This window comes from Streptomyces sp. sk2.1 (genome assembly GCF_008120935.1).
In the GTDB taxonomy this organism is placed as follows: domain Bacteria; phylum Actinomycetota; class Actinomycetes; order Streptomycetales; family Streptomycetaceae; genus Streptomyces.
Map to the genome: position 1 here is coordinate 241811 of NZ_RDBO01000033.1, position 25502 is coordinate 267312.

The 25502-nt window shown below is 72.8% G+C and carries 13 protein-coding genes; 3 read left to right on the forward strand and 10 right to left on the reverse strand.

The window, feature by feature from the left end; all coding sequences use genetic code 11:
- Nucleotides 1–15: 15 nt before the first annotated feature.
- From EAO76_RS13170 to EAO76_RS13215, 8 genes are all read right to left on the reverse strand, one after another.
- On the reverse strand, nucleotides 16–1716 hold the full coding sequence (locus tag EAO76_RS13170; protein WP_148836109.1) for an ABC transporter ATP-binding protein: 1701 nt from the start codon (nucleotides 1714–1716) through the stop codon (nucleotides 16–18).
- Entirely contained in the window at nucleotides 1703–12628 is a 10926-nt protein-coding gene (locus EAO76_RS13175) for a non-ribosomal peptide synthetase (protein ID WP_148836110.1), read from the reverse strand. Before EAO76_RS13175 ends, EAO76_RS13170 begins: the two co-directional genes overlap by 14 nt.
- 55 nt (nucleotides 12629–12683) lie before the next feature.
- The gene (locus EAO76_RS13180; protein WP_148836111.1) at nucleotides 12684–14471 is read right to left on the reverse strand and encodes an ABC transporter ATP-binding protein; all 1788 of its coding nucleotides are present in this window, start codon (nucleotides 14469–14471) and stop codon (nucleotides 12684–12686) included.
- A gap of 40 nt (nucleotides 14472–14511) precedes the next feature.
- Nucleotides 14512–15567: an iron-siderophore ABC transporter substrate-binding protein gene (locus EAO76_RS13185; protein ID WP_148836112.1), complete on the reverse strand. Its 1056-nt coding sequence runs from the start codon at nucleotides 15565–15567 to the stop codon at nucleotides 14512–14514.
- Nucleotides 15568–15709: 142 nt separating this feature from the next.
- A complete protein-coding gene (locus tag EAO76_RS13190) occupies nucleotides 15710–16582 on the reverse strand; it encodes an ABC transporter ATP-binding protein (protein ID WP_148836186.1) in 873 nt (290 codons plus the stop codon).
- Nucleotides 16583–16682: 100 nt separating this feature from the next.
- Entirely contained in the window at nucleotides 16683–17801 is a 1119-nt protein-coding gene (locus EAO76_RS13200; RefSeq protein WP_148836113.1) for an iron chelate uptake ABC transporter family permease subunit, read from the reverse strand.
- On the reverse strand, nucleotides 17798–18856 hold the full coding sequence (locus EAO76_RS13205; protein ID WP_148836114.1) for an iron ABC transporter permease: 1059 nt from the start codon (nucleotides 18854–18856) through the stop codon (nucleotides 17798–17800). The genes EAO76_RS13200 and EAO76_RS13205 overlap by 4 nt, the downstream gene beginning before the upstream one ends.
- 111 nt (nucleotides 18857–18967) lie before the next feature.
- Nucleotides 18968–20323: a lysine N(6)-hydroxylase/L-ornithine N(5)-oxygenase family protein gene (locus EAO76_RS13215; RefSeq protein ID WP_148836115.1), complete on the reverse strand. Its 1356-nt coding sequence runs from the start codon at nucleotides 20321–20323 to the stop codon at nucleotides 18968–18970.
- A 245-nt stretch (nucleotides 20324–20568) separates the two neighbouring features.
- On the opposite strand from EAO76_RS13215, the gene EAO76_RS13220 reads away from it, so the two are divergent.
- Entirely contained in the window at nucleotides 20569–21516 is a 948-nt protein-coding gene (locus EAO76_RS13220) for a methionyl-tRNA formyltransferase (RefSeq protein WP_148836116.1), read from the forward strand.
- 53 nt (nucleotides 21517–21569) lie between these two features.
- On the opposite strand, the gene EAO76_RS13225 is transcribed toward EAO76_RS13220, so the two are convergent.
- Nucleotides 21570–21896: a hypothetical protein gene (locus EAO76_RS13225; protein ID WP_148836117.1), complete on the reverse strand. Its 327-nt coding sequence runs from the start codon at nucleotides 21894–21896 to the stop codon at nucleotides 21570–21572.
- 84 nt (nucleotides 21897–21980) lie between these two features.
- A complete protein-coding gene (locus EAO76_RS13230; protein WP_148836118.1) occupies nucleotides 21981–23657 on the reverse strand; it encodes an NAD(P)-dependent oxidoreductase in 1677 nt (558 codons plus the stop codon).
- 194 nt (nucleotides 23658–23851) lie between these two features.
- Between EAO76_RS13230 and EAO76_RS13235 the strand changes: the two genes are divergently transcribed.
- Together EAO76_RS13235 and EAO76_RS13240 are read left to right on the forward strand one after the other, a co-directional pair.
- The gene (locus EAO76_RS13235) at nucleotides 23852–24943 is read left to right on the forward strand and encodes an NAD(P)-dependent oxidoreductase (protein WP_148836119.1); all 1092 of its coding nucleotides are present in this window, start codon (nucleotides 23852–23854) and stop codon (nucleotides 24941–24943) included.
- A gap of 62 nt (nucleotides 24944–25005) precedes the next feature.
- Nucleotides 25006–25500, forward strand: coding sequence for an NUDIX domain-containing protein (locus EAO76_RS13240; RefSeq protein ID WP_148836120.1), 495 nt, complete (start codon nucleotides 25006–25008; stop codon nucleotides 25498–25500).
- The last annotated feature ends 2 nt before the right edge of the window (nucleotides 25501–25502 follow it).

The window sequence follows — 25502 nt, forward strand, 5'->3', positions numbered from 1 at the left end:
GCCGTCCCGGTCGCCTCAGCGGGCCACCGCCAGGCAGTACTCCTCGTTGCCGGCGAGGAGGTTGCGATGGGTGTCCTCGGCGGTGATGACGCCGTCGTCCAGGACGAGAACCCGGTCGGCGGCGTCCAGGAGGGCCGGGCTGCTGGTGAGCACGACCGTGGTGCGGCCTCGGCGCAGCTTCGCGATGTTGCGCGCGATGAGCTGCTCGGTCACCGCGTCGACGGCGGTCGTCGGGTCGTGCAGGACCAGCACCTCGGCGTCCGCGGCCAGGGCGCGGGCCAGGGACAGCCGCTGGCGCTGCCCCCCGGAGAGGTTCGCCCCGCGGTCGCGGACCTCGTGGTCGAGCCCCTCGCGGTGGAGGGCGACGACATCGGTCAGCATGGACGCCTCGACGGCCTCGGGAACCATCCGGCCGGTGCCCGACGGGTCGATGTTCGTGCGGAGGGTGCCCGCGAAGATCTCCCCGTCGTACGGATTCACCAGCATGTGCTCGCGGACCGCCTCGACCGACAGTTCCGCGAGCGCCTGTCCGCCGAGCCGCACCGCTCCCCCGTACGCCTCGGGCGGCACGTTCACCGCGAGGACCGAGGCGAGGTCGGCCGCCTCGCGCGGCCGGTAGGCGGTGACCGCCACGAACGCACCGGCCTCCACCTCGAACTCCAGCCCGCGCAGGGTCCCGTACCGGACCCGGTCGACCGTCAGGCCGCCGCCCTCCGCCGGGCATCGCGGCCCCGGGGCCGTCACCGGCGGGGCGTCGAGCACCAGCGCCATCCGCTGGGCCGAGGCCCGCGCGATCATCACGTACTTGGGCATCTCCGAGAACATCTTCAGCGGTTCGATGATGAACTGCGCGAGGCCCACGGCCATGACCAGCTCCCCGATGGTGATCCGGCCGCCGAACGCCAGCCAGCCGGCCGTCAGCGACACGGCGGCGGCGAGCACCGCGTTGAGGGCCAGCGCGGTGCCCTCGTACGTGCCGTTCACCTTGGCGACGGTGATCGCCTGGCGCCGCGCGTCCGTGCTGACCCTCCGATAGGCCCCGAACGCCGCGTGGTTGCCGCCGAAGCCGTGCAGCGGGCGCAGGCCGACGATCAGGTCGGCGACCTTGGCGCCCGCCCGCGCCACCCGGGCCTGCTGTTCGCGGGTACTGGCCCCGATCCGCCTGGACAGCACGGCCAGGACCGACAGGATCGCGACGGTCCCCACGATCACCAGCAGGCCGAGCCGGACATCGGCCAGTCCCAGCGCGAGTGCCGCGACCACCACCGCGACCAGGGAGCTGACCAGCAGCGGCACCACCTCGATGATGTCGGCGGTCTGGTCGGCGTCCTCGGTGGCGATGGTCAGCACCTCGCCGGACTTCAGGTCCGTGTCCCCGGCCACCGGCTGGAGCACCCGGGCGGCCACCCGCACCCGCCACCGGTGCGCCTCGGTCGTGTTGGCCTTCTGCAGGACGCGCATCCCGAACCGCCACGACAGCGACACCGTCGTGATGATCACGGCCAGTGCCCCGATCGACAGGCCGAGCGCGGCCGGACCGCGGTCCCGCATGGTGTGCTCGACGATCAGGCCGAGCGCGATGGGGAAGGCGGTCTCCCCCGCCTGGTACAGGCCCATGAGGACGGTGCCCCGGACCATGGCACCGATGTTGCGGCGCAGCGCGGTCCGCAGGATGTCCGCTCCCGGCCGGGGGTTTCGCATGTCAGGAACTCTCATCGAGGTGACGGGCAATCGCTTCGGGGGTCCGCAGGGTGAGCAGGTCGCGGATCGTGATCACGGGACCGTACTCCCGGCGGAGCAGCCCGGTCAGCCGTACCGCCAGCATGGAGTGTCCGCCCAGGGACACGAAATCGCTCACCGCGCTCACCTCGTCGTCGTCCAGGTCCAGGGCCTCGGCGAAGAACTCGCACACCGCGGTCTCGGTCTCCGTCTCCGGGCCGCGTTCCTCCCCCGTGGTCAGCGCGCCGAGCGGTCTGGCCTCCGGCAGCGCCCCGGTGTCGGTCTTCCCGTTCACGGTCAGCGGAATGCCGTCGACCCGGGCGAAGTGTGTCGGGCGCAGGAAGTCCGGCAGTCCGGCGCCCGCCTCGGTGGCGACCCGTGCCAGGTCCGCGCCCTCCGGGTCCTCCAGCACGAGGTAGGCGGCCAGCCGGTACGCCCCGTCGACCTGCGGGTCGGGCTGGGCGACCGCGGCGGCGAACCGTACCGCCGGGTGGGCCGTGAACGCGGCCTCGACCTCCCCGGGTTCGACCCGGTGTCCGCGGATCTTGACCTGCTGGTCGGTGCGGCCCAGGTACGTCAGGTTCCCGTCGGGCCGGCGGGTCACCAGGTCCCCGGTGCGGTACATGCGTTCGCCGGGTTCGCCGAACGGGCACGCGACGAAGCGGTGCGCGGTCAGGGCGCTCTGCCCGAGGTAGCCGCGCGCGATGCCGACGCCCGATACGTACAGCTCGCCGGGGACGTCGTCGGGCACGGGCCGCAGCCACTGGTCCAGTACGTACACGTCGGTGTTGTCGATCGCCACGCCCACCACCGGGTCCTGGCACTCGAAGGTGCCGACACCGAGGGTGTTGATGGTGTACTCCGTGGGCCCGTACAGGTTGTAGCCGGACGTTCCCCCGGTGTCGGCGAGCCGCTGCCACAGCACCGGGCCGACGGCCTCGCCGCCCAGCAGCACCAGGGCGGGCCGCCGTGCCGGGTCGTCGAGCAGGCCCTCGGCCACCAGTTGCTGCGCGTAGGTGGGGGTCACGTTGATGACGTCGATGCCGTGCTCGTGGCAGTACTCGACCAGGCGGGGGGCGTCGCGGCGCAGTTCCTCGTCGCAGATGTGGACCTCGTGGCCGTCGGCGAGCCACAGGAGTTCCTCCCACGACATGTCGAACGCGAACGACACGGTGTGCGCGATCTTGAAGACCCGGTGGCCGTGCTCGGCCAGGACCGGTTCGAAGATCCGCCGCTGATGGTTGATCAGCATGTTGGTGAGCCCGGCGTACTCGGTCACCACGCCCTTGGGCCTTCCGGTGGATCCGGAGGTGTAGATCGTGTACGCGGGGTGGCGCAGGCGGTCCGGGTCGTCCGGTGCGAACGTCACGTACGGGTCGGCCCCGGGCAGCGGACGGTCCAGTTCGATCAGGTCGCCGCTCAGTCTGGGCGCCACGGCGCTCACGGTGAGGATCACCTCGGGCCGGGCGTCCGCGACGATCGTCGCGATCCGTTCGTCCGGGTGGTCCAGCTCCAGCGGTACGTACGCGGCGCCGACGCGCAGCACGGCGAACAGGGCCACGATCGAGTCCGGCGAGCGCGGGATCGCCAGGCCCACGGTCCTCTCGGGGCCGATGCCCCGTCGGGCGAGCACGCCCGCCAGGGCCCGGCTGCGGTCCCGGAGTTCGGCGAAGGTCATGGCCGAGCCGTGGGCGACGAGCGCGACCCGACCGGGGTCGCGGTCCGCCGCCCGGTCGAAGCGGTCGACGACGGTGTCCGTGCCGATGTCCGTGCGTTCCCCGGGCCCGGGGGCGGGCACCGGACCGGGCAGCGCGCCCACCGGCCCCGTCGACCGGGCCAGGTCCTCCAGCACGCGCAGATAGTCGTCGAGGAGGCGGCGGGCGCCCCCGTGGTCGTCGTCGCGGTGCTCCAGCTTGACCGTGAGGCGGTCGCCGGGCGTGACGACCCAGGTGAACGGGTAGTGCGTGGAGTCGTCGGCCGTCACCGAGGTGATGCCGTGCCGGGCGTTCATCCCGGCGAACGCGTCCAGGTCCAGGAAGTTCTGGAGCACGAACAGGTTGTCGAACAGGGTGTCGTGTCCGGCGGCCCGCTGGATCTCGCCGAGCCCCAGGTGCTCGTGCTCCATCGCCTCGACCCTGGCCGCCTGCACGGCCGCCAGGTACGTGCCGACCGGTTCGTCGGGCCGGGCCCGGGTCCACAAGGGCACCGTGTTGAGCAGCACCCCGACGATGCCGTCGTGGCCCTCGCCCTCCCGGCCCGAGACGGTCACACCGAACACGGCGTCGCCACGGCCCGTGCGGGCACCGAGGAGGAGTCCGAACGCGCCGGTCAGCACCGTGTTCAGGGTGACGCCGTGGGTCCTGGCCGCTTCCCGCAGCAGGTCCGACAGTTCGGCGGACACGGTGTGCACGAGGGCGTGCGGCAGTCCGTCCGGGAGGGCCGGGGCCGGTCCGGCGAGCAGGGTCGGGCCCGGCAGTCCGGCCAGGTGTTCCGCCCAGAAGCGGTTCGACGCCCCGGGGTCCTCGGCGGCGAGCGCCCGGGCGTAGTCCTCGAAGCCCGGATCGGCGGGGGTGGCGGCCGGCGGTTCGCCCGCGGCGAATGCCCCGTACGCCTCGAACAGGTCCCGCAGCACGATCTCGCGGGACCAGCCGTCCCAGAGCAGCAGGTGGTGGCTGAGCAGCAGGCCGTCCCGGCCGTCGGGCAGCCGCACCGCGGTCAGCCGGATCAGCGGCGGCTCGGCCGGGTCGAATCCCGTCTCCCGGTCCCGGACGCGCAGCGCCTCGACCTCCGCGTCCGTCGCCGGGGCGACCGTGCGGACGGGGACCCGCCGGCCCGTCCCGAGCACCTGGACCGGGTCGCCGTCGTCGTCGGTGGTGAAGCCGGCGCCCGCGGCCGGGTGCCGTGCGATCACGTACGCCATCGCCTCGGCCAGGGCGTCGGTGTCCAGGCGCCGGTCGAAGGTGAACCAGCTCTGCGCGACGTAGTGCCCGGCCGGGCCCGTCAGCTGGGCCTGGAAGAACAGGCCGCGCTGGAGCGGGGTGACCGGTGCCGTGCGCTCGGCCGTCGCGGCGGCGTCCGCGAGGTGCTCCAGCGCGTCCAGCCAGTGCCCGGTGATCTCGTCGGGCACTCCGTCGGCGAGGGTGAAGACCGCGTGCAGGCTGCCGGTGGTGTCATCGGTCCACGCGTTGACCTCGACGGCGTACCGGTCGGTCCGGTCGGCGCCGGTGAGGTGCGGTGCCCGGGACTCGCCGCCCCGGCCCAGGTAGTTGAACAGCACCTGCGGGCGGGCGGCCAGCAGGGGTGCCGTCTGCGGGTTGAGGTACCTGAGCCGGCCGTGGGCGAGGTGCGTGTGCTCGTCCGGCAGGCGTTCGGCGACCTCGCGGGCGGCCGCGACGGGGTCGGTGTGCGCCGTGAGCCGTACCGGTGCGATGGCGGTGAACCAGCCGACGGTGCGGGTGTAGTCGTGGTGTTCCAGGACCGGGACCCGGCCGTGCCGTTCCAGTTCGACCGCGAGGTCGGTGGGGACGGGCTGAACGCGTGTCAGGGCGGTGCGCAGCGCGCCGCACAGCAGCTCGGTGAGGCCCGTGCCGAGGGCGGCGGGCGCGTCGCGCGTCACGCGGTCGCTCGCCCCGGGGTCGAGCACGACCGCTCTCTCGCGCAGGCCCCGGACCTCGGGCAGCAGCGCGGGCGCCCGGAGCGTGGTGATCCAGTGCCCGAGGCCGTCGGTCTCCCGGGCGGCTCGCGCCGCCAGCGCCTCGGCGTACTCGGCGTAGGGCGTGGTCGGTGGTGCCGGGTCCGCTCCGCCCATGACGGCGGCCAGGTCGTCGAGGAGGATCAGCCAGGACACCGCGTCGACGGCGAGGTGGTGCGCGGTGACGACCAGGGTGCGGCTCGCCTCCAGCCAGGAGAAGGCGATGACGTCCCCGGCCTCGGGGTCGAGCCGGTCGGCGGCCTCGTTCGCCGCGGCCGTGGCGTCGGCGGCGTCCGTGGGGACGACGGCGACCTCGCGGGCGGGTTCGGTGCTCAGGGCCCACACGCCGTGTTCGACGCGCAGCCGCAGCCGCAGGGCCGGGTGCGCGGCCACGACGGCGTTCGCGGCGCGCCGGGCGTCGGCGAGTCCGGTGCCCTCGGCCGCCGGGAGCACTCTGGCCTGGGCGAACCGGGCGAGCGATCCGCCCAGTTCCCGCTGGCGCAGGATGATCGGTGTGGCCGGCAGCGGGCCGTCCTCGCGGTGGACCGGTGCGGGCTCCGCGGGCCGCGGGAGACGTGTGCGCAGGTGTTCGGCGAGGGCGCGCGGTGTCTTGTGCAGGAACACGTCCCGGGGGGTGAGCGGCAGGCCGAGTGTCCTGGCCCGGTTGATCAGGGTGATGGCGACGATGCTGTCTCCCCCGGCGCCGAAGAAGTCGGTGTCGGCGTCCACGGCGACGCCCGGGAGGGTTCGGGCGAAGACGTCGACCAGGGTGTCGAGCGCGAACTCTCCCTCGGTTCCCGTGAGTTCGCCCCGCCCGGCGGGGACTTCGGCCGTCGGGGGGTCGGTCCGCGCGGCGTTCGCGGCCAGGGCCGCGCGGTCCAGTTTGCCGTTGACCGTCAGCGGCAGGGCGGCGACCGTCAGCACCCGGCCCGGCACCAGGTGCGCGGGCAGCCTCGCGGACAGCCGGTCGACGAGGTCGCCGGGTGCCCGGCCCACGACGTGCGCGACGAGGTGGTCGCCGCCGTCCGCGACGGTGACGGCCGCGTCGACGACGCCGTCGAGTTCCCTGAGCGCCGACTCCACCTCGCCGGGCTCGACCCGGAAGCCCTTGAGCTGCACCTGGTCGTCGGCTCGGCCGACGAACTCCAGCTCGCCGCCGAGGGTGCGGCGGGCGAGGTCGCCCGTGTGGTACATCCGGGATCCGTCGCCGGCGAACGGGTCCGCCACGAACCGGCCCGCGGTGAGTCCCGGCCGCCCCAGATAGCCGAGTGCCACCTGGTCGCCCGCGACGTAGACGGCGCCCACCCGGCCCGGCGGCACCGGCCGGAGCCGGTCGTCGAGCAGATGGGTGACCAGGCCGGGCAGGGGGACGCCGATCGGGCTGACGTCGCGGCCGGGCCCGAAGTCCTCGTCGGTCAGCACCCGGTGGGTGACGTGGACGGTGGTCTCGGTGATGCCGTACATGTTGACCAGTCGGGGCGAGGCGGTGCCGTACCGCTCGACCCAGCCGCGCAGTCGTCCGGGGTCCAGCGCCTCGCCGCCGAAGACGATCCGGCGCAGTGACGTGACCGGTTCGGCGCAGTGCCGGTCGGCCTCGGCGAACCGGTGGAACGCCGACGGGGTCTGGTTGAGCACGGTCACCGCGCGTTCGCGGACCAGTCGGTGGAAGTCGACCGGGGAGCGGGTCAGGGCGTACTCCGGCACCAGCAGTTCGGCGCCGTGCGCCAGCGCGCCCCACAGCTCCCAGACCGCGAAGTCGAAGGAGAAGGAGTGGAACTGGACCCATACGTCGTGCGGGCCGAAGTCCATGTCGGACCGGGTGTTCGCGAGGAGGGTCACCACGGCGGAGTGCGGGACGACGACGCCCTTGGGCCGGCCGGTGGAGCCGGAGGTGTGGATCACGTACGCCGGGTCGTGCGGGCCGGCCTTCGGTCCGGTGGTGGGTGGCGCCGGTTCGTCGCCCCGGACGAGCAGCCGGGCCGGCACACCCGCCCGGTCGAGCAGCCGGGCGAAGCGGCCCCGCTGTTCGCGGTCCACGAGCACGACCCGCGGGGCGGTGTCGGCGAGGACGTACGCCAGGCGTTCGTCCGGGTACGCGGGGTCCAGCGGTACGTACGCGGCGCCCGCGGTGACGACCGCGACCAGGGCGACGACCTGTTCCGGGGAACGCGGGACGGCGACGGCGACCAGTTCGCCCGGACCGGCCCCGGCCGCACGCAGGGTCGAGGCCAACTCGTCCTTGTTCCGAGCAAGTTCGCCGTAGGTCAGGGAGCGGGTGGAGCCGTCGAGGGCGCACCCGGTGACGGCGGTGGCCGCCGGGTCGCGGTTCGCGGCGGCGTCGAACAGCTCGTCCAGGGTCGTCGGGGCGATCCGCGCCGGGGGCCGGGCGGGGCCGGGGGCCGCCGCGGCGACCGGGCCGTCCGGTCGTTCGAGCAGGCCGGTGAGGGTCCGGGTGAAGGTGTGCAGGATCGCCTCGGCTTCCTCCTTCCGCAGCAGTTCCCCGTCGTGGATCAGGTTGAAGCGCGGGCGGCCGTCGGGGGTGCGCTCCACCACCAGGGTCAACGGGTAGTGCGGGGCACCCTCGTTGACGATGCCGGTGACGACCAGGGTGTCGTCGGGTCCGCGCAGCTCCGCCACGTCGGTCGCGACGTCGAAGACCACCAGGGTGTCGAACAGGGGGCCCGTGCCGGCCTGCCTGCCGATCCTCGCCAGCGAGACGTGCTGGTGCGCCAGCACCCTGCCCTGGTGTTCCCGCACCGAGGCGAGCAGTTCGCGGGCGGTGGTCCCGTCGGTCCACCGGGCCCGTACGGGAATGGTGTTGATGAACAGGCCCACCAGGTCCTCGATGCCGGGCACCTCCGCGTCGCGCCCGGACACCGTGGAGCCGAACACGACGTCCCGGCTGTGCAGGATGCCGCCCAGTGTCACCGCCCACGCGCTGTGCACGGCCACGCTCAGGGGCATGCCGGCCGACCGGGCGGCGGCGTCGATGTCGTCGGGCGGTTCGGCGACGGCATCGGCGAACCGTCCGGAGGGGATGTGTCCTTCGGCGACCAGCGAGGGGCCGGGCAGGCCGGCGAGTTCGCCGCGCCACACCCGGTCGCTCTCCTCGTGGTCGTGCGCGGCGAGGCGGCGCACGTGGTCGCGGTGATCGCCGAGCGGGTAGCCGCTTCCCGGCGCGTGGTACTCGGCCAGCAGCGTGCGGAGCATCGGCGGCACCGACCATCCGTCGGCGACGATGTGGTGCACGGTCTGCACCAGGACGTCGCGGCCGGAGCCGGTGCGGACGAGTGTGCAGCGCATCAGCGGCCCGGTGGCCAGGTCGAATCCGGCGCGGCGGTCCCGTTCGGCGAGGTCGCGGATCTCGTCGTCGGTGGCGAGGGGGCGGTCCAGCACGGTGAAGGGTGCCGTCCCTCCGCTCTCCAGGACGCAGACGACCCGGCCGTCGGCGAGGGCCGTGAACCGGGCGGCCAGGTTGGGGTGCAGTGCGAGCAGCCGGGTCGCCGCCGCCGCGAGCCGGTCGGCGTCCACCTCGCCCTCCAGGGTGAGCAGTTGCTGTTCGACGTAGCTGCCCGTCGCGTCGCCGTCGAAGACGGAGTGGAAGTACAGGCCCTCCTGCAGTGGGGTGAGCGGCAGGACGTCCCGCAGTGCCGGGCCGTCCAGTTCGTCGACATCGGCCTGGGTGAGCGGCACCAGGGGGAAGTCGCTGGGCGTGTGGCCGCCGTGTTCGAGTGCGGCCAGGGCGGTCAGGGTGGTCCGGAGGTACCGGCCGATGGTGGTGATGTCCTCGTCGGTGAACATCCCGTCGGGCCAGGAGACGGTGGTGACCAGTTCATGGGCGCCGCTCTCGCCGGGTTCGGCGATCGCGTTGAACTCCAGGGCGCGCGGCAGGCGCATCCGGGGGTCCCGTTTCTCGCCCAACTGAATTGTCGATCCTGCGAGTTGCCAGTCCTCGCCGGTACCGGCGTCGAAGCGGCCCAGATAGTTGAACAGCACCTGCGGGGCGGGACCGGTCGGCCCGGTGTCGGTCAGGTACCGCAGGGCCCCGTAGGAGATGCCGTTGTCCGGCACCCGGGCGAGGTCCTCCTTGACCGCCTTGAGCGCGGCGGTCAGGTGGGCGGGCGAGGTGGGGTCGGACGCCGTTCCGGGGTCCACGACGACCGGGAAGAGGGTGGTGAACCAGCCCACGGTGCGGGACAGTTCCGGTTCGAAGCCGACGGTGTCCGCCACGAAGCGTCCCTCGCGGCCGTGTCCTTCGAGTTCGATGTGGGCGAACGTCTGGTCCTGTCCCCGGTCGCGGCGCCAGCGGGCGAGGGTGACGGCGAGCGCGGTCAGCAGCACGTCGTTGACGCCCGCGTGGAACTTCGCGGGGATGTCGCCCAGCAGCGCGGCCGTGTCCTCGGCGCCGATGGAGACGGTCCGGGTCCGTTCCCGGGCCACGGTGTCGGTCCCGGCCGGCGCGCGCCTGCCCACCGGTGCGTCCGTCCCCGGCAGGGGACACCGGAAGCGGGTGGGGTCCGTTTCGGACGCCGTGCGCTCCAGCAGTTGTGTCCAGCGCCTGAACGACGTCCCGACGGGCGGGAGTTCGACCGGTTCGCCCGCGGTGTACCGGCGCCATGCCGTGGCCAGGTCGTCCATCAGGATCCGCCAGGACACGCCGTCGATCACGACGTGGTGGGCGACCAGGACCAGCTGTCCCGCCCCTCGGCGCCAGACGGCGCGCAGCATCACGCCGTTCTCCGGGTCGAGCGCCTCGGTGGCGAGCGCGACGCACTCCGCCGGCGGGAGGTCGCTCTCCTGCCATCCCACGACGGCCTGCCCGGCCTCGGGGACGACGAAGCCCCAGCGGTCGCCGCGCACCAGCTCGGCGCGGAGCATGTCGTGGTGCCGGAGCACGGCGGCGAGGATCTCGTCGAGGGCGTCGGCGGTCAGCTCCGCCGGGGTGTTCAGCACGACCGACTGCACGAAGCCGTCGATCGCGTCCGTGGTCCCGCCGAGCCACTGCACGACGGGCGGTCCCACGACAGGGCCGGTCGCGACGTCGTCGCGGTCCGCGGCCGGTGCGTCCTGCCGGCTCGCCACCGCGGCCAGGGCCCCCAGGACGCTGTGGGTGAAGATCTGCCGCACGGTGACGTGGAGGCCCGCCTCCCGCAGCGCGCTCAGCAGCGAGATGGCCAGGATGCTGTCCCCGCCGAGCCGGAAGAAGTCCTGGTCGACGCCGACCCGCTCCAGCCGCAGCACCGCCGAGACGGCCGCGCACACCGCGTGCTCCTCGTCGGTGGCGGGTTCCACGAACGGGCCGGTGCCGATCGCGGGTTCCGGCAGCGCGGCCCGGTCGAGCTTGCCGTTCGCGGTGAGCGGGAACTCCTTCATCACGACGAGGTGGGCGGGCACCATGTACTCCACCATGTGGCGGGCGGCCCACGCCCTGACGTCCTCGGCCCGCAGGTCCTCGTCGCCCGCGGCCGGGATCACGTACCCCACCAGATGGGCGCCGCCGGCCGGGTTCTTCCGCGCGACGACGCAGCTGTGCCGTACGCCGGGGTGTTCGGCGAGACCGGCCTCGACGTCCTCCAGCTCCAGCCGCATGCCGCGGATCTTGACCTGGTTGTCGGCGCGGCCGAGGAAGTCCAGCGAGCCGTCCGGGGCGTAGCGTGCCAGGTCACCGGTCCGGTACAGCCGGGACCCGTCCCCGGCGAAGGGGTTCGCCACGAACCGGGAGGCCGTGAGGCCGGGGGCGTTGACGTAGCCGCGGCCCAGGAGGAATCCGCCCACGTAGAGTTCGCCGCCGACCCCGGTCGGGACCGGGCGGAGTTCGTCGTCCAGCACGTACAGCTGGGTGTTGGGGTTGGCCCTGCCGATCGACGTCGACAGGCGTTCGGCCGCGCCCCGGTAGACGACGTGGGAGACCCCGATGGTCGTCTCGGCCGGGCCGTAGCCGTGGTACATGGGGATGTCGAGGCGGATGCGGAACCGCTCGTACAGTTCCGGGGTCAGCACCTCGCCGCCGCACCACACGTGCCGCAGGCTGTCGAGTCCGCCGGAGTCGCCCGCGATCTCCAGCAGCACGTCCAGCATGGACGACACCAGGTAGGTGAAGGTGACGCGTTGCTCGGCGATCACGTGCAGCAGGTGGTGCGGGTCGCGTTCGCCGCCGGGCCGCAGGACCACCAGTCTGCCGCCGGACACCAGGGGCAGGAAGATCTCGTTGATGGAGATGTCGAAGGACAGCGGTGCCTTGAACAGGGACGCGTCGTCGGGGCCGAAGCCCAGGATCTCGTGGACCTGCCACAGCAGGCGTTCGCTGATCGCCTCGTGCCGGATCATGGCGCCCTTGGGCCGCCCGGTCGAGCCGGACGTGAAGATCACATAGGCCAGCGCGGCGCCGGGGACGGCCGCCGCCGGTCCTTCGGCGGGGTGGTCGGTGAATCCCCAGTCGTCCAGGTCGACGGCCACGGCGTCCGGTTCGTCCGCGCCGTGCCCGCCCGAGGCGTTGAGCTGGAGCACCACCAGGGCGTCCTCGATGACGACGGCCCGGCGCGCGGCGGGCCACCGCGGGTCGAGCGGCACGAACGCGCCGCTCGCCCGGAGCACGGCGAGGAGACCGACGACCATCTCTGCGGAGCGGTCCAGCGAAATGCCGACGACCTGTTCGGAGGAGATCCCCAGACCGTTCAGGTGATGGGCCAACTGGGCCGAGCGCTCATCCAGCTGACGGTAGGTCAGGGAGCGTTTCCCGTCGACGACGGCGACGGCGTCGGGCCTGGCGCGGGCCTGTTCGCGAAACATCTCCACGACGGTGGGGCGGTCCCGGTCGGCCCGGGTGTCGTTCCATCCGGCGAGGATCTCGATCCGCTCCGCCGCGCCGGTCGGGCCGATGGTGCCGATGGGCCGGTCCGGGAAGTCGGCCAGGTCGTCCAGCGCGAGCTGTGCCTCGGCCGGTGCGACGCCGTCGGGGACGAGGATGCTCCGGCCGTCCGGGCCGATCTCCCAACCCCCTTTCCCGAAGCCGCCGTTGTCGGCCCTTACGAGGACGTCGGCGAACGGTGTGCCGGGGGTGAGGCCCATGCCCTCGGGACCGCGGCCGGTCGCCCAGTACGCCAGTCCGATGGCGCACGCCTCGACGACGGTGCGGTCGTCGTGGTCGCCGGTCCGCCGGCGCAGGGCCGCCAGCCGGGTGGGAGAAAAAAGTACGCGGGGAGCGCCCGATTCCCTCATCGAAGACTCAGCATCCTTCCGTGCACACAAGTCGGACCGACTGACCCGGATTTGCCTAACTGCCCTCTCGCCAGGCGCGCCACAGCCGCGCGTACTGGCCGCCCAGTGCCACCAGTTCCTCGTGCGTCCCCTCCTCCGCCACGCGTCCCGCGGACAGCACCGCGATCCGGTCCGCCGCCATCGCCTGGGTCAGCCGGTGTGCCACGAACAGCGTGGTCCGGCCCGCGCACGCGGCCGACACGGCCCGTTCCAGCTCGGCGGCGCCCGCGCTGCCCGCCTCCGCGGTCGACTCGTCGAGCACCACCACCGGCGAGCGGCGCAGCACCAGCCGGGCCAGGGCGATCTGGGCGACCTTGGTGACGTCCAGGCGTTCGCCGCCCTCGCCGACCACGGTGTCCAGCCCGTCGGGCAGCAGCTCGACCCACCGGTCGGCGCCGACCGTGCGCAACGCCTCGGTCAGCCGTCCGTCGTCCGCGCCGGGCGCGGCGAGCCGCAGGTCCTCGGCGAGCGGCCCCGAGAACACGTGCGTCTCCTGCGTCAGGATGCTCACCAGGGCCCGTGCCCCGGCCTCGTCCAGACCCGCGAGGTCGTGCGGTCCGATGCGCACCGACCCGGCCTGCGGGGTCCCGATGCCGGCGATCAGCGCGGCGAGGGTCGACTTGCCCGCGCCCGTCGCCCCCACCAGGGCGAGCGAGCCACCGGCCGGGATGGACAGGTTCACGTCCCGCAGGACCGGTTCCTCGGCGCCGGGGTAGCGAAACGTCAGCCCCTCCACCGTCACCGGGTGGGGCGCGGTGTCCGCCGGGGCCACGGATCCGTCGCCCACCAGCCGGTCCTCGGCGGGCTCCCCCAGCACCCCGACCAGCCGGGTGAGGCTCGCGCCCGACTTCTGCGCCTCGTCGAAGGTGAACATGATGGCGCCCAGCGGGGTGAACAGCCGGTGGAACATCAGCGGGGCGGCCGACACCTCGCCCAGGCTGGCGGCGCCGGCCTCCAGCAGGGCGTAGCCCACCACGAGGATCAGGACCAGTCCGATGAACTCGGCGCGGTTCTCCCGGCCGACGAACCGGCCGAAGAGCCGGAACACCTCGATGCCGAGGTCGCGCACCCGCCACGACTCGTGGGTGACCTTCTCGCGGACGGCGCCCTCCAGCCGGTAGGCCCGTACCGTGTCGATGCCGTTCAGGCCGCTGATCAGTGCCTGCGCCCGGTCGGCCTGGGCCACCCGCTGCTTCCGGTAGAGCGGGGCGGACCGGGGCAGGTACCAGCGCAGGGCCAGCCCGTAGGCGGGCAGCGCACCGGCTCCGGCCAGGCCGAGCCGCCAGTCCAGGCCGAACATGCCGGCCGTGGCGATGAGGACCAGCACTCCCGCCGAGAACACCGTGGGAACGGCCGTCCGGATTCCCCTGGACAGCACGGCCACGTCGTCGCCGACCCGGGACAGCACGTCGCCCCGGCCGACCTGTTCGACGCGGGCGCTCGGCATTCCCAGCACCGCGCGGACGGCGCCCTCCCGCAGCCGTGCGAGCAGGTCCGCCCCCAGCCGTCCGATCAGGTACGTCGATGCCGCGGTGGCCGCCGCGCCGAGCAGCGCGGCGACCGCCATCCACACCCCGATCGTGACCAGGACCGAGCGGGGCTCGCCCCCGACCACGCCGTCGACCACCCGGCCCAGCAGGAGCACCGGGAGCACCTGGAGCGCGGCCCCGGCCACCGTGCCGAGGAGGGTGGCGGCGGTCAGCCACGGCGTCCGTCGGCAGTGTGCCGCGACCCATCGGGTGGCCTCGCCCCCGGTCGCCGTGCGCAGGGTCGCCGGGACGGCCCGGGTGCCGGTGGCGCTCATACGGCGACCGGACCCGGACGGGGGCGCGGCGGTTCGTGCGTCATCCCCGGCCGACCGATGCGACGAGTTCGTCGATCGCGTACGGCAGGGACAGCAGGGTGCCCTGGGACATGGCCGCTCCGACCGCCGGTCCCTCGCTGTCCAGCAGGTAGGACACCTTGCCGTTCTTGACGGCGGGCAGGTTGGCGAACAGCTCGAACTTCTTCAACGCCGCCGTGTCCGCCGCGTCGTTGATGACGAAGATGCGGTCGGCGTCGACCAGGTCGACGCGCTCGGGGGACAGCACGGTGAAGAACTTGCCGTCCGCCACCTCGTCGATCCCGGTCCGGTAGCTGAAGCCTATGCCCGTCACCAGGCGTCCGCGCACGTCGGTGGAGGTGAACGGGGCGATCGAGTCCTTGTACCAGGACAGTGCGACGGCGGTTCGGCCCTTGAACTCCGGGTGCGCCTTCCCGGCCGCGTCGAGCTTGTCCTGGATGCCCCGCACCAGTTCGGTGCCCTCGGCCTCCTTGCCGAGCGCCTTGGCGATGTGCACCGCGTTGTCCTGCCACGGGGCGCTGAAGGGTTCCTTCTCGCCCTTGGTGCGGCCCACCGTCGGGGCGATCCTGGAGAGCTTCTCGTAGGCGGCCTCGTCGATCTCGGAGTAGACCGCGATGATCAGGTCCGGCCTCAGGGAGGCGATCTTCTCGTAGTTGGGGCCCTGGTCGCCGTTCTTCATGACGACCTCGGGGCGGGTGTCGCCCCACTTGTCCTTCACCCAGGGCCACTGGGTGTTGATGTCGGGGGACCGGCCCGCCGGGTTGGGGTACTGGTCGACCATGCCGACCGGCTTGACGCCGAGCGCCAGGATGGCCTGGTCGTCCGTGTAGCCCACGGAGACGACCCGCCGGGGGGCCTCGGTGATCTCCGTGGATCCGAACGCGTGCTCCACGGTGACCGGGAACGTGCCGCCGCCGGCGGCCGGGGTGTCGTCGCCCCCCTTGTCCGCCGAGCCGGATCCGCACCCCGTGAGGAGGCCGAGCCCGAGGACCGCGGCGGACAGGACCGCCGCCGTCCGCCGCCATGGCCCCGCGGGCGTCATTCGATGGAGAAACATCCAGAACCCCTTGCTCTCGGGCTGTCCACTGCGCCCCGCACACGGGCGGTCAAACTTTGGCCCGAATTAGTGAGGCCAGCCTATCCTAACTTCCCAACTCGCCTTTATTTCAATCGAGTTGAAGTCACATCTTCATCCGATCTCACCGGCTGGGTGGTTCGTCGCCGCGCCCTCGCGGGGGCCGGACGTGGGTGCGGCCGATCGGTACGACGAGCGGCCGGCCGCCCACCGGGTCGTCGATCACCTCGGCGCGCAGCCCGAACGCATCGCGCAGCAGCTCGGCGGTGATCACCTCGCGCGGATGCCCCTGCGCCAGGATCGATCCCGCCCGCATCACGACGAGGTGGTCGCTGTAGCGCGCGGCCAGATTGAGGTCGTGCAGCACCATGACCACGGTGCGCCCCGCCTCGTGCAGGTCGTCCACCAGGTCGAGCACGTCGACGGCGTGCGCCAGGTCCAGATAGGTGGTCGGCTCGTCCAGCAGCAGCAGGTCGGTGCCCTGGGCCAGGGCCATGGAGATCCAGACGCGCTGGCGCTGCCCGCCGGAGAGCGAGTCCACCGGGCGGCCGGCCAGTTCGGACACCCCGGTCATGGCCAGCGCGCGTTCCACGACGCCGGCGTCGTCCGACGACCACTGCCGCAGCCAGCTCTGGTGCGGATGGCGCCCCCTGGCGACCAGGTCGGCCACCGTCAGCCCCTCCGGTGCGACGGGCGCCTGCGGCAGCAGTCCGAGCTTCTTCGCCACGTCCCTGGTCCTGAGCCCGGCGATGTCCTCGCCGTCCAGCACGACCGTTCCCCCGGTCGGCCTGAGCAGCCGGGCCAGGGTGCGCAACAGGGTGGACTTCCCGCAGCCGTTGGGGCCGATGATCGTGGTGACCACCCCCGGTGGGATCGCCACGTCGAGACCGTCGATGACCGCCCGGCCGCCGTACCCGACCGTGACGCCCCTGGCCGCCAGCCGCGACGCGCCCCCGGTCCCGGTCGCGGCTTCGGCCCCGGTCCCGGTCCCGGTCACGGCTTCGGCCCCGGTTCCGGTTCCGGTTCCGGTTCCGGTTCCGGTTCCGGTTCCGGTGATGAACTGAATGGCCACGGGCCGCCCTCCTCCGAGTTCTTTCCTACGCATGTGCCGTCCGCCTCAGATTCGCCCGCACCAGCAGCCAGAGCAGGAACGGGCCGCCGATCGCGGCGGTGACCACGCCGACCGGCAGGGTGATCGGCAGCGCCGTGCGCGCGACCAGGTCCGCGCCGATCAGCAACAGTGCCCCCATCAGCCCGGAGGCCACCAGCGGTGGTGTCGGGAACCCCGCCAGCCGCATCGCCACCTGCGGCGCCACCAGCGCGACGAACGGAACCGGACCTGCCGCGCTCACCGCCACGGCGGCCAGCAGCACCGCGCACAGCAGCAGGACCGCCCGCACCCGCGTGTACCGGACCCCCAGCCCGGCGGCGATCTCGTCGCCCAGGTGCATCGGCCCGAACTGGAACGCGGCACCGGCGACGACGGCCACGAGGACGAGTGCGCACCAGAACGCCACCCGGACCTCGTCCCACGACCGGCCGTCCAGCGAACCCACCAGCCACGCCTGGGCCCTGGCCACGTCCCTGATGTCGGCCGAGACCAGCAGCCAGGTCGTGATCGCCTGCGCCATGGCGCTCACCGCGATGCCGATGAGGATGAGCCGCAAGCCGTCGATCCCGCGCCGCCACGCCAGGAAGTACACCAGCAGCCCGGTGCCGAGACCGCCCGCGAGCGCCGCCGCGGACAGGCCCACCGCACCGGTGACCGCCGCGGCGGCGCCGCCCGACACGGTCACCAGGAACACCGCGACCGCGCTCGCGCCCCCGGTGATGCCCAGGACGTCCGGGCTGGCCAGCGGATTGCGCGCGACGGACTGCGTGATCGCCCCGGACATCCCCAGCGCGATCCCCACGACCAGGCCGGCCAGCGCGCGGGGCATCCGCAGGTCCATGATCACGAACTCGTCGACCCGTTCGCCCCGACCGAGGATCGTGGCGATCACCCGGGGCAGGCCGACGGGGAAGTCCCCGACGCCGATGGAGAGGCAGAACACCAGGAAGACCGCCGCCGCCAACAGCGCCGTGACCAGGACGAGTCGGGGCCGCCACACGAACGACACCGCACCGATCCGCACCCCCGGCGCCACCACCGGTCCCGCCTCCGCCCCGTTCGGGCCCGCACCCGCCCCGTTCGGTTTCACATCCGCCCCGTTCATGTGTTCCTGAACTTTCCGCGCCACACCAGGACCGCGAAGAACGGGGCGCCCAGCAGGGCGACCACGATCCCCGCGTCCAGCTCCCCCGGCCGCGCCATCAGGCGCCCCACGATGTCGCAGACCAGCAGGACGACGGAGCCGAGCAGGCCCGCGTACGGCACCAGCCAGCGGTAGTCCGGGCCGGTCAGGTACCGGGCCACATGGGCCACCATGAGCCCGAGGAACGCGATGGGGCCGCACGCCGCCGTGGCCGCGCCCGCCAGCAGGGTGACGGCGACGATGCCGACGGTCCGGCTCAGCGCGATGTTCGCTCCCAGCCCCCGTGCCACGTCGTCGCCCAGGTCGAGCAGGTTGAGGGCGGGCAGGGTGATCAGCGCCAGTACCGTTCCGACCGCCACGAAGGCGGTCACCGGCCAGATGACGTCGAATCCGACACCGGCCACGGAGCCCGCGTTCCAGAACCTCAGCGCGTTCAGCGACTTCTGGTCGGACAGTGCGACCGCCGTGGTCATCGCCGCGAGGAACACCGTGACCCCCTGCCCGGCCAGGGCGAGCGTCAACGGATTGCCCGCGCCCCGGCCGATGCTCGCCAGGCCGAAGACGACGACCCCGGCGACCGCCGCCCCCGCGAAGGCGAACCAGACGTACTGGAACGGGTCGGTGAACCCGAAGACGGCGATCACCGACACCACCGCGAACGAGGCGCCGGAGTTCACCCCCAACAGGCCCGTGTCGGCTATGGGGTTGCGCGTGTGCCCCTGGATCAGCGCCCCGCCGATGCCCAGCGCGAGGCCCGCCACGACCGCGAGCACCGTCCGGGGCACCCGCACGGTCTGCACGATGAGCCCGATCTCGTTGAGCCGCCGGTCGGAGCCGGGGTCCGCGGACAGCCCGTGCCAGACCTCGGCGGGGCTCAGCGCGCGGGCGCCGACGGCCAGCGACACCGCCGCCGCGAGGACGAGGGCCGCCCCGAGCACCGCCAGCCCCACGGTCCGCCGCCGGCGGACCTCCGCCGGGCCTCCGGGTGTCGGGCGCTCAACCGCAGTGGTGCGCATGTCGATGTACGTCATTCCTTCGATCCACCGGTGGTACGTGGGGAGTCGGGCGTCCCGGGCCCGGGACGCGGTGTCCGCGCCGTCGTCCGCGCGACGGGGCCGGAGCAGGGGCTAGCGGGCGGTGGTGCCGGCGCCGTCGGCGACCGGGCGGGCCTCGTCGGAGGCGGACTTGACGCCCCGGTCGAGCAGCGAGTCCAGGATCTCGCCGACCCGTATCGCGGTGTTGGACAGCAGGGAGGTCGTGATGCCGTGCGTGTGCTCCGTGCCGCCCTGCAGGTAGATCCCGCAGCGCAGATCGGGGTCCGTCGCGATGCGGTAGTCGCGCTCGACGCGGACGCGCCCCTCCTCGTCGCGCAGGCAGCGGTCGGCGATCCCGCCGAGGAGGCCGAGCGGGTCGGCGGGACTGTAGCCGGTGGCGAACACCACGACATCGGCGTCCAGCTGCGTCTCCTCGCCCGTGACGAGGGACTTCACGGTGGTGCGGACGTGGTCGGGCCGCTCCTCGACGCCGGTGACCCGGGACACGTTGAGGAAGCGCAGCCGTTCGGTGCCGAGGACCTTCTCCTGGTACACCCGCCGGTACAGGTCGTCGATCAGGTCGATGTCCACCACGGAGTAGTTGGTGTTCCCGTGATAGTCCATCAGCTGTTTCTTGACGCTCCCCGGAGCATCGAAGTAGTCGTCGACGGCGTCCGGGTCGAAGATCCGGTTGGCGAAGGCGCTGTCGTCGGCGGGGCTGTACCCGTAGCGGGAGAAGACCGCGCAGACCTCGGCCCGGGGGAAGCAACGGTGCAGGTGGGCGACGTTCTCGGCGGCGCTCTGCCCGGCGCCCACGACGATGAACCGCGAGGGCGACGTGCCCTCCAGCGCGTCGATCTTCCGCAGCAGGTCGGAGTTGTGCCAGATGCGGTCACCGCGTTCCACGCCCTCCGGCACGAAGGGGCGCAGCCCGGTGCCGATGACGAGGTTGCGGGCCCGGTGGACCTCCAATCCCTCCTCCGACCGGACGGTCACGTCCAGGTGTTCCACGACGCCGTCGTGGACGAGGGGCGTGACGGCGACGACCTCCCGGCCGTAGGAGACCATGTCGTCGACCTTGGCCGCGGCCCACTCGAGGTAGTCGTGGAACTCCACCCGCAGCGGGAAGAGGTTCTTGTGGTTGATGAAGTCGATCAGCCGGCCCTTGCTCCGCAGGTAGCACAGGAAGCTGAACTCGCTGGCCGGGTTCCGCAGCGTCACCAGGTCCTTGAGGAAGGACACCTGCATGGTGGCGTCCTCGATCAGCATGCCGCGGTGCCAGCCGAAGCCCGGCTGGCGCTCGAAGAAGTGGGCGGTGACCGGCTCCCGCCCGCCGACGCGTGCGTTGTGCTCGCCGAGCGCGATCGCCATGGCCACGTTGGAGGGGCCGAAGCCGATGCCGATGAGGTCGTGGACCGGTGGCGCGTCGTCGGGAAGAGCCTGTGACATGTCACTCCCATCGCTCGGGAAAGCCGTCTGTCCGGCATGGAGGAAGGTGCGGGAGACGGGCACGCCGACGAAGCGGCCCACTTGAACTTAGGTGAGCCTAAGCTAATTGCGCGACACTGTCGACAGGGCGGACCGAACAATCAACCACTGATCCATCGTCAACCCCGGCCCAAAGCGGCCCTGTTGCCAACTAAGGCAAGCCTAGCTTTACTTGCTTCGGTCCGTCCCTGACCGAGGAGGAACCCATGCGAGTCGTCATGTTCGGTTACCAGACCTGGGGGCACCGCACCCTGCGAGCCCTTCTGGACTCCGAGCACGACGTGGTGCTGGTGGTGACGCATCCCCGGAGCGAGCACGCGTACGAGAAGATCTGGAGCGACTCCGTCGCCGACCTCGCCGAGGAGCACGGCGTCCCGGTGCTGATCCGCAACCGTCCCGATGACGACGAGCTGTTCGAGCGCCTGAAGGAGGCGGATCCGGACATCATCGTGGCCAACAACTGGCGGACGTGGATCCCCCCGCACATCTTCGGCCTCCCCCGCCACGGCACGCTGAACATCCACGACTCGCTGCTGCCGAAGTACGCCGGCTTCTCCCCGCTGATCTGGGCCCTGATCAACGGCGAGACCGAGGTGGGCGTCACCGCGCACCTGATGAACGACGAACTCGACGCCGGTGACATCGTCCGCCAGGAAGCGGTCCCGGTCGGACCGACGGACACCGCCACCGACCTCTTCCACCGGACCGTCGAACTCATCGCCCCGGTCACCATCGGAGCGCTCGGACTCATCGCCTCCGGCCGGACCGATTTCACCCCGCAGGACCGCTCCCTGGCGAGCTTCTTCCACAAGCGGTCCGCCGAGGACGTCCGCATCGACTGGAACTGGCCCGCGGAGGACCTCGAACGCCTGGTGCGGGCCCAGTCCGAGCCGTACCCCAGCGCCTTCACCCACCACCGGGGCAGGCGGCTGGAGATCCTCGCCGCGGTCGTCTCCCAGAACCGCTACGGCGGCACGCCCGGCCGGATCTTCTACCGCGAGGGCGACGGCGTGGTGATCGTCGCCGGGGCCGACGCCCGCACCGGCCGCAACCACGGGCTGGCCATCACCCGGGTGCGGACCGAGGACGGCCGCGAGATGCCCGCGACGGAGTACTTCACCTCCATGGGCGGCTACCTGACCGGCCGCCCCTGACGCTGCGCGACCGCGCGCGGTCCCCGGCGGACGGCCGGTGCGCCGGCGGGGCGTCAGTCGGCCGGGGGTTCGTACAGCGGCAGGAAATTGATGACCGGTTCCTCGTAGGGGTGGACCCGGCGCACCGCCCGCAGGACGGCGCGGGCCCGGTCCTCGTGGCAGACCGACTCGACCCTGCACTCCGCACCCCGCCGCACGGCGCCGACCTCGCCGTCGTAGGGCCGCGAGCCGGGCAGCGGCAGCCAGGTGCCGGTGACGTGCCAGGCGCCGGCGCACCGGGCGTACTCCCCGACCTGTCCCGCACCGGCTTCGTGGAGGGCGTCGATCACCTGCTCCACATGACTCTCCGGGACGGATATCTCGATCTTCAGACGCACCATGCCGGGATCCTAAGGGCTGTTCCGGCCGGGCGGTGCGGAGCACGGATCGTCGACGTCCCGTGCTCCGTGCCACCCGGCGGCCGGTCAGTCGGCCAGTCGGTCCGATTCCAGCAGGACCCCCTCGTAGGCGAGCCACTGGGCGAAGGCGTGCAGTCCACGCGCCGGGTCCGTCGCGGGTGTCCAGCCGGGCGGCCGTGCGAGGTCGGCCGGGACGTGCCGGCCGGGGTCGCCGCCCGGTGCCGTGCGCACCGGCACGGGCCGCACGGCCTCGTGCACGGCACGGGCCAACTCGGCCGTCGTGCACGGCTTCTCGGCCGCGACCACGAGGTCGTGGTTCTCCGGCCGGTCGCGCAGGACCGTCCCGATCGCGTCGGCGAGGTCGTTGACGTACACGGGGTGCACCGGGGCCTCCGGGTCGCCCACGACCGTCACGGGCCGGCTGCGCAGGGCGTCCCACACCATGCGGCCGATGAGGGTGTGGCGCGAGCAGCCCGGACCGTAGACCTCCCCCACGCCCAGCGTGTACGGGACGGGGTCGTCGTGCGGACGGACCGTCACCTCGGGTTCGGGGCCGTGGAGCCGGGTCAGGTCGATCACCGCGGCGGAGAGCTCCGGCCGGTCGGCCAGTGCGCGCACGAGGTGTTCGCCGAGGGGGGTCGCCGCCCCGCGCCAGACGGGACCGTCCGGCCGCCGCGGGCGGTGCGTGCGATGTGTGCGATGTGTGCGGTGTTCGGCGGCGGCCTCGCGCCCGGCCCGCAGTGCCCGGTGCGCCACTTCGGCCAGGGGTTCGCGGCGTCGCGCGATCAACTCCTCCGTACCGGCGTTGCTGATGCCGCCGGGGCCGATCGTCGCCACCGCCTCCGCGTACGCCGCCGATGCCGTGGGCGGTACGGCGAGTCCGGTGCGGCCCGCCTCGAACCCCATGGCCAGGGCCGTCAGCCAGGTCCCCCGTACGTCCGCACCGGCCGGGCCGGTGCCGGGCGGGCGCAGCAGCGCGGCGGGGAGTCCGGCGCCCCGGAGGTACTGTTCCGCGTCGAGGTGCAGCCAGCGTCGCGGGCCGGGGCCGGGGACCCGCACCGCGCACTGTGCGACGCCGTGCTTGAAGAACGGCAGCACCGTCAGTCCGGTGAGGATCCGGCCCTCCTCCCCCGGCCGGTCCTCCGGCAGGAAGCAGACCGAACGGCGCGGTCCGCGGAAGGCGTTGCCGGAGATGGAACCGCGGTCGTCGTGCTCGACGAGGTTGGGCACGGCGACATGGCGCGGAACACTGTTGTCACTCAGGTAACGGTGCATCAGAATGTCGTCGGGCCAGCCACCGAGCCGTTGCCTGCCGTAGGCGACGAAGCCCTCGGCGACCCGGCGCGGCAGCACGATCGCCACGCACGGGAAGTACTCGTTGACGGCGTCGACCCAGCGGGCGCCGGCCATCGCCCCGAACCGCACGGCCGCCCCGTTGCGGGAGTCCCAGAGGGCGAACAGGGCCAGTGCCGCGTCGGGAAACTCCTCGATCGCGTGACGGACCCGCTCGTAGAAGGATTCGGACAACAACATGTCGTCCTGGACCACCAGTTGATGTGTGGCCCCGTCCTCGATCTCCGACCACGCGGCGAGTGCGGTGCGCAGCACCGACGGGGTGCCCGTGGGGTCGGGGTCCATGACCACCCGCAACAGACCGGACGGCGCGTTCAGGGCCATTTCCTCGGCTGCCGCGCGGCGTCTGGGATGGGTCATGACCACCGCGCTGAGCCGTTGACGCGTCATACGTCCTCCCTCTCTCCGTATCCGCCCGGCGGGCCGGACGCAAGCCGGATCCGGACAGTACGGGCCCCTCCGACGGCCCGCAAGAGTGCCGAAATCGCCCTCTGGCAGGCCGGGTACGGCCCATGGATGCTTGCCTGGCACGCCGGTCCCGTGAAGCGCGTGCACCTCTCCCGACACGCCGAAAAGAGGCTTCCATGCCCGGGTTACCCCACTCGACCGCTGCCGTCGTGGGCACCGAGGAGACCGTTCGTTCCCGGCTCGACAAGCTCCGCGACGCCCGTGTCGTCGTGACCGGCGGCGGCGGTCTCGTCGGCAGCCGGCTGGTCGCGCTGCTGCGGAGTGCCGGAGCCGTCGTCACCGTCCTGGACCGCATGGACGCCTATCCCGAGTCCGGCCACGAGACCTTCGGGGTGGCCCGCAGCGGCGCCCGGCTGGTCGTCGGCGACGTCCGTGACGCCGAGACCGTCGGCGGGCTGCTGCGCGACGCCGACTTCGTGGTCCACGCGGCCGCCTACGCGGACGTCGCCGCCTGCACCCGGCGCCCCGACGTCGCCTTCCGCGCCAACGTGGAGGGCACCCAGGTCGTCCTGGAGCAGGCCGCCCGGTTCCCGGTGCGCCGGCTCGTGCTCGTCTCCTCCGCCTCCGTGTACGGCGACGGCGCGTCCGACACCGCGGGGCCGCAGGTCTTCCACGAGGACCAGCCGCTCTTCCCGGTGTCCGTGTACGCCAACTCCAAGCTGTGGGCGGAGCACCAGACGCGGCTGATGCTCGGCGCCTCCAGCGGCACCGAGTACGCGGTGGTGCGCTACTTCTCCGTGTACGGCGAGCCCCAGATCCCCAAACCGGGCAGCCACTCCTGGATGGTGCCCTGGCTCTCGCTCCAGGCGCGCCTCGGCCGGCCCATGCGGCTCAACGGCGGCGGTGACCAGGTCCGCGACCTCATCCACGTGGACGACGTCGCCGAGGCCACCGCGCTCGCCCTGATCGAGGAGCAGATGGCCGGGCGAACCGTGAACGTCGGCACGGGCCGGCCCACCTCGGTCCGCGAGGTGGCCGATCTGATCGCCCCGTACTTCCCCGGCTCCCGGCAGATCGTCACCCCGCGCCCCGAGGGGGACCCGCTCGGCGGTTACGCCTGTGTCGAGCGCTCCCGCGAACTCCTGCGCTGGCGGGCCGGCATCGAGGTCCGGGAGGGCGTGGAGCGGTACGTGCGGTGGCTGCTGGCGACGCCGGACGCCACGCCACGCTGGCTGGCGGAGGAGTACGGGGAACCGGAAGGGGCGTGAAACGCTGCGCACCGACGGGCCCCTGGGGGCGCACGGACGGCGACGAAGGCGATGGGTGCACGATGGGTCACACCGGTTCCTACATCTGGTCGTTGCGCCGGCAGGTCGGCTCCCGGAAGCTGCTGGTGCCCGGCGCGCAGGTGCTCCTGATCGACTCCGGGGGCCGCGGGCTGTTCCAGCAGCGCGCGGACAACGGGGTCTGGGAGCTCCCGGCCGGTGCCTGCGAGGAGGACGGCGACTTCGCCGACGCCGCCGTCCGCGAGGTCGCCGAGGAGACCGGCCTGCGGGTGGAGCGGGACGACCTGGTGGCGTTCGGGACGCTCTCCGATCCCCGGGTGCACACCCTGACGTACCCGAACGGGGACGTGACGCACTGCTTCGCGCTCTGCTTCGTCGCCCGGCGCTGGTCCGGGGTGCTGTCGCCCGGTGCCGACGAGGTGCGCCGGGCCATGTTCCGGCCGCTCGACGCCCCGCCCCGGCCGCTGCACCCGCCGACGGCCGTGGTGCTGTCCATGTACGAGAGGTTCCTCGCGGAAGGAAGGTTCCAGGCCAGGTGAAC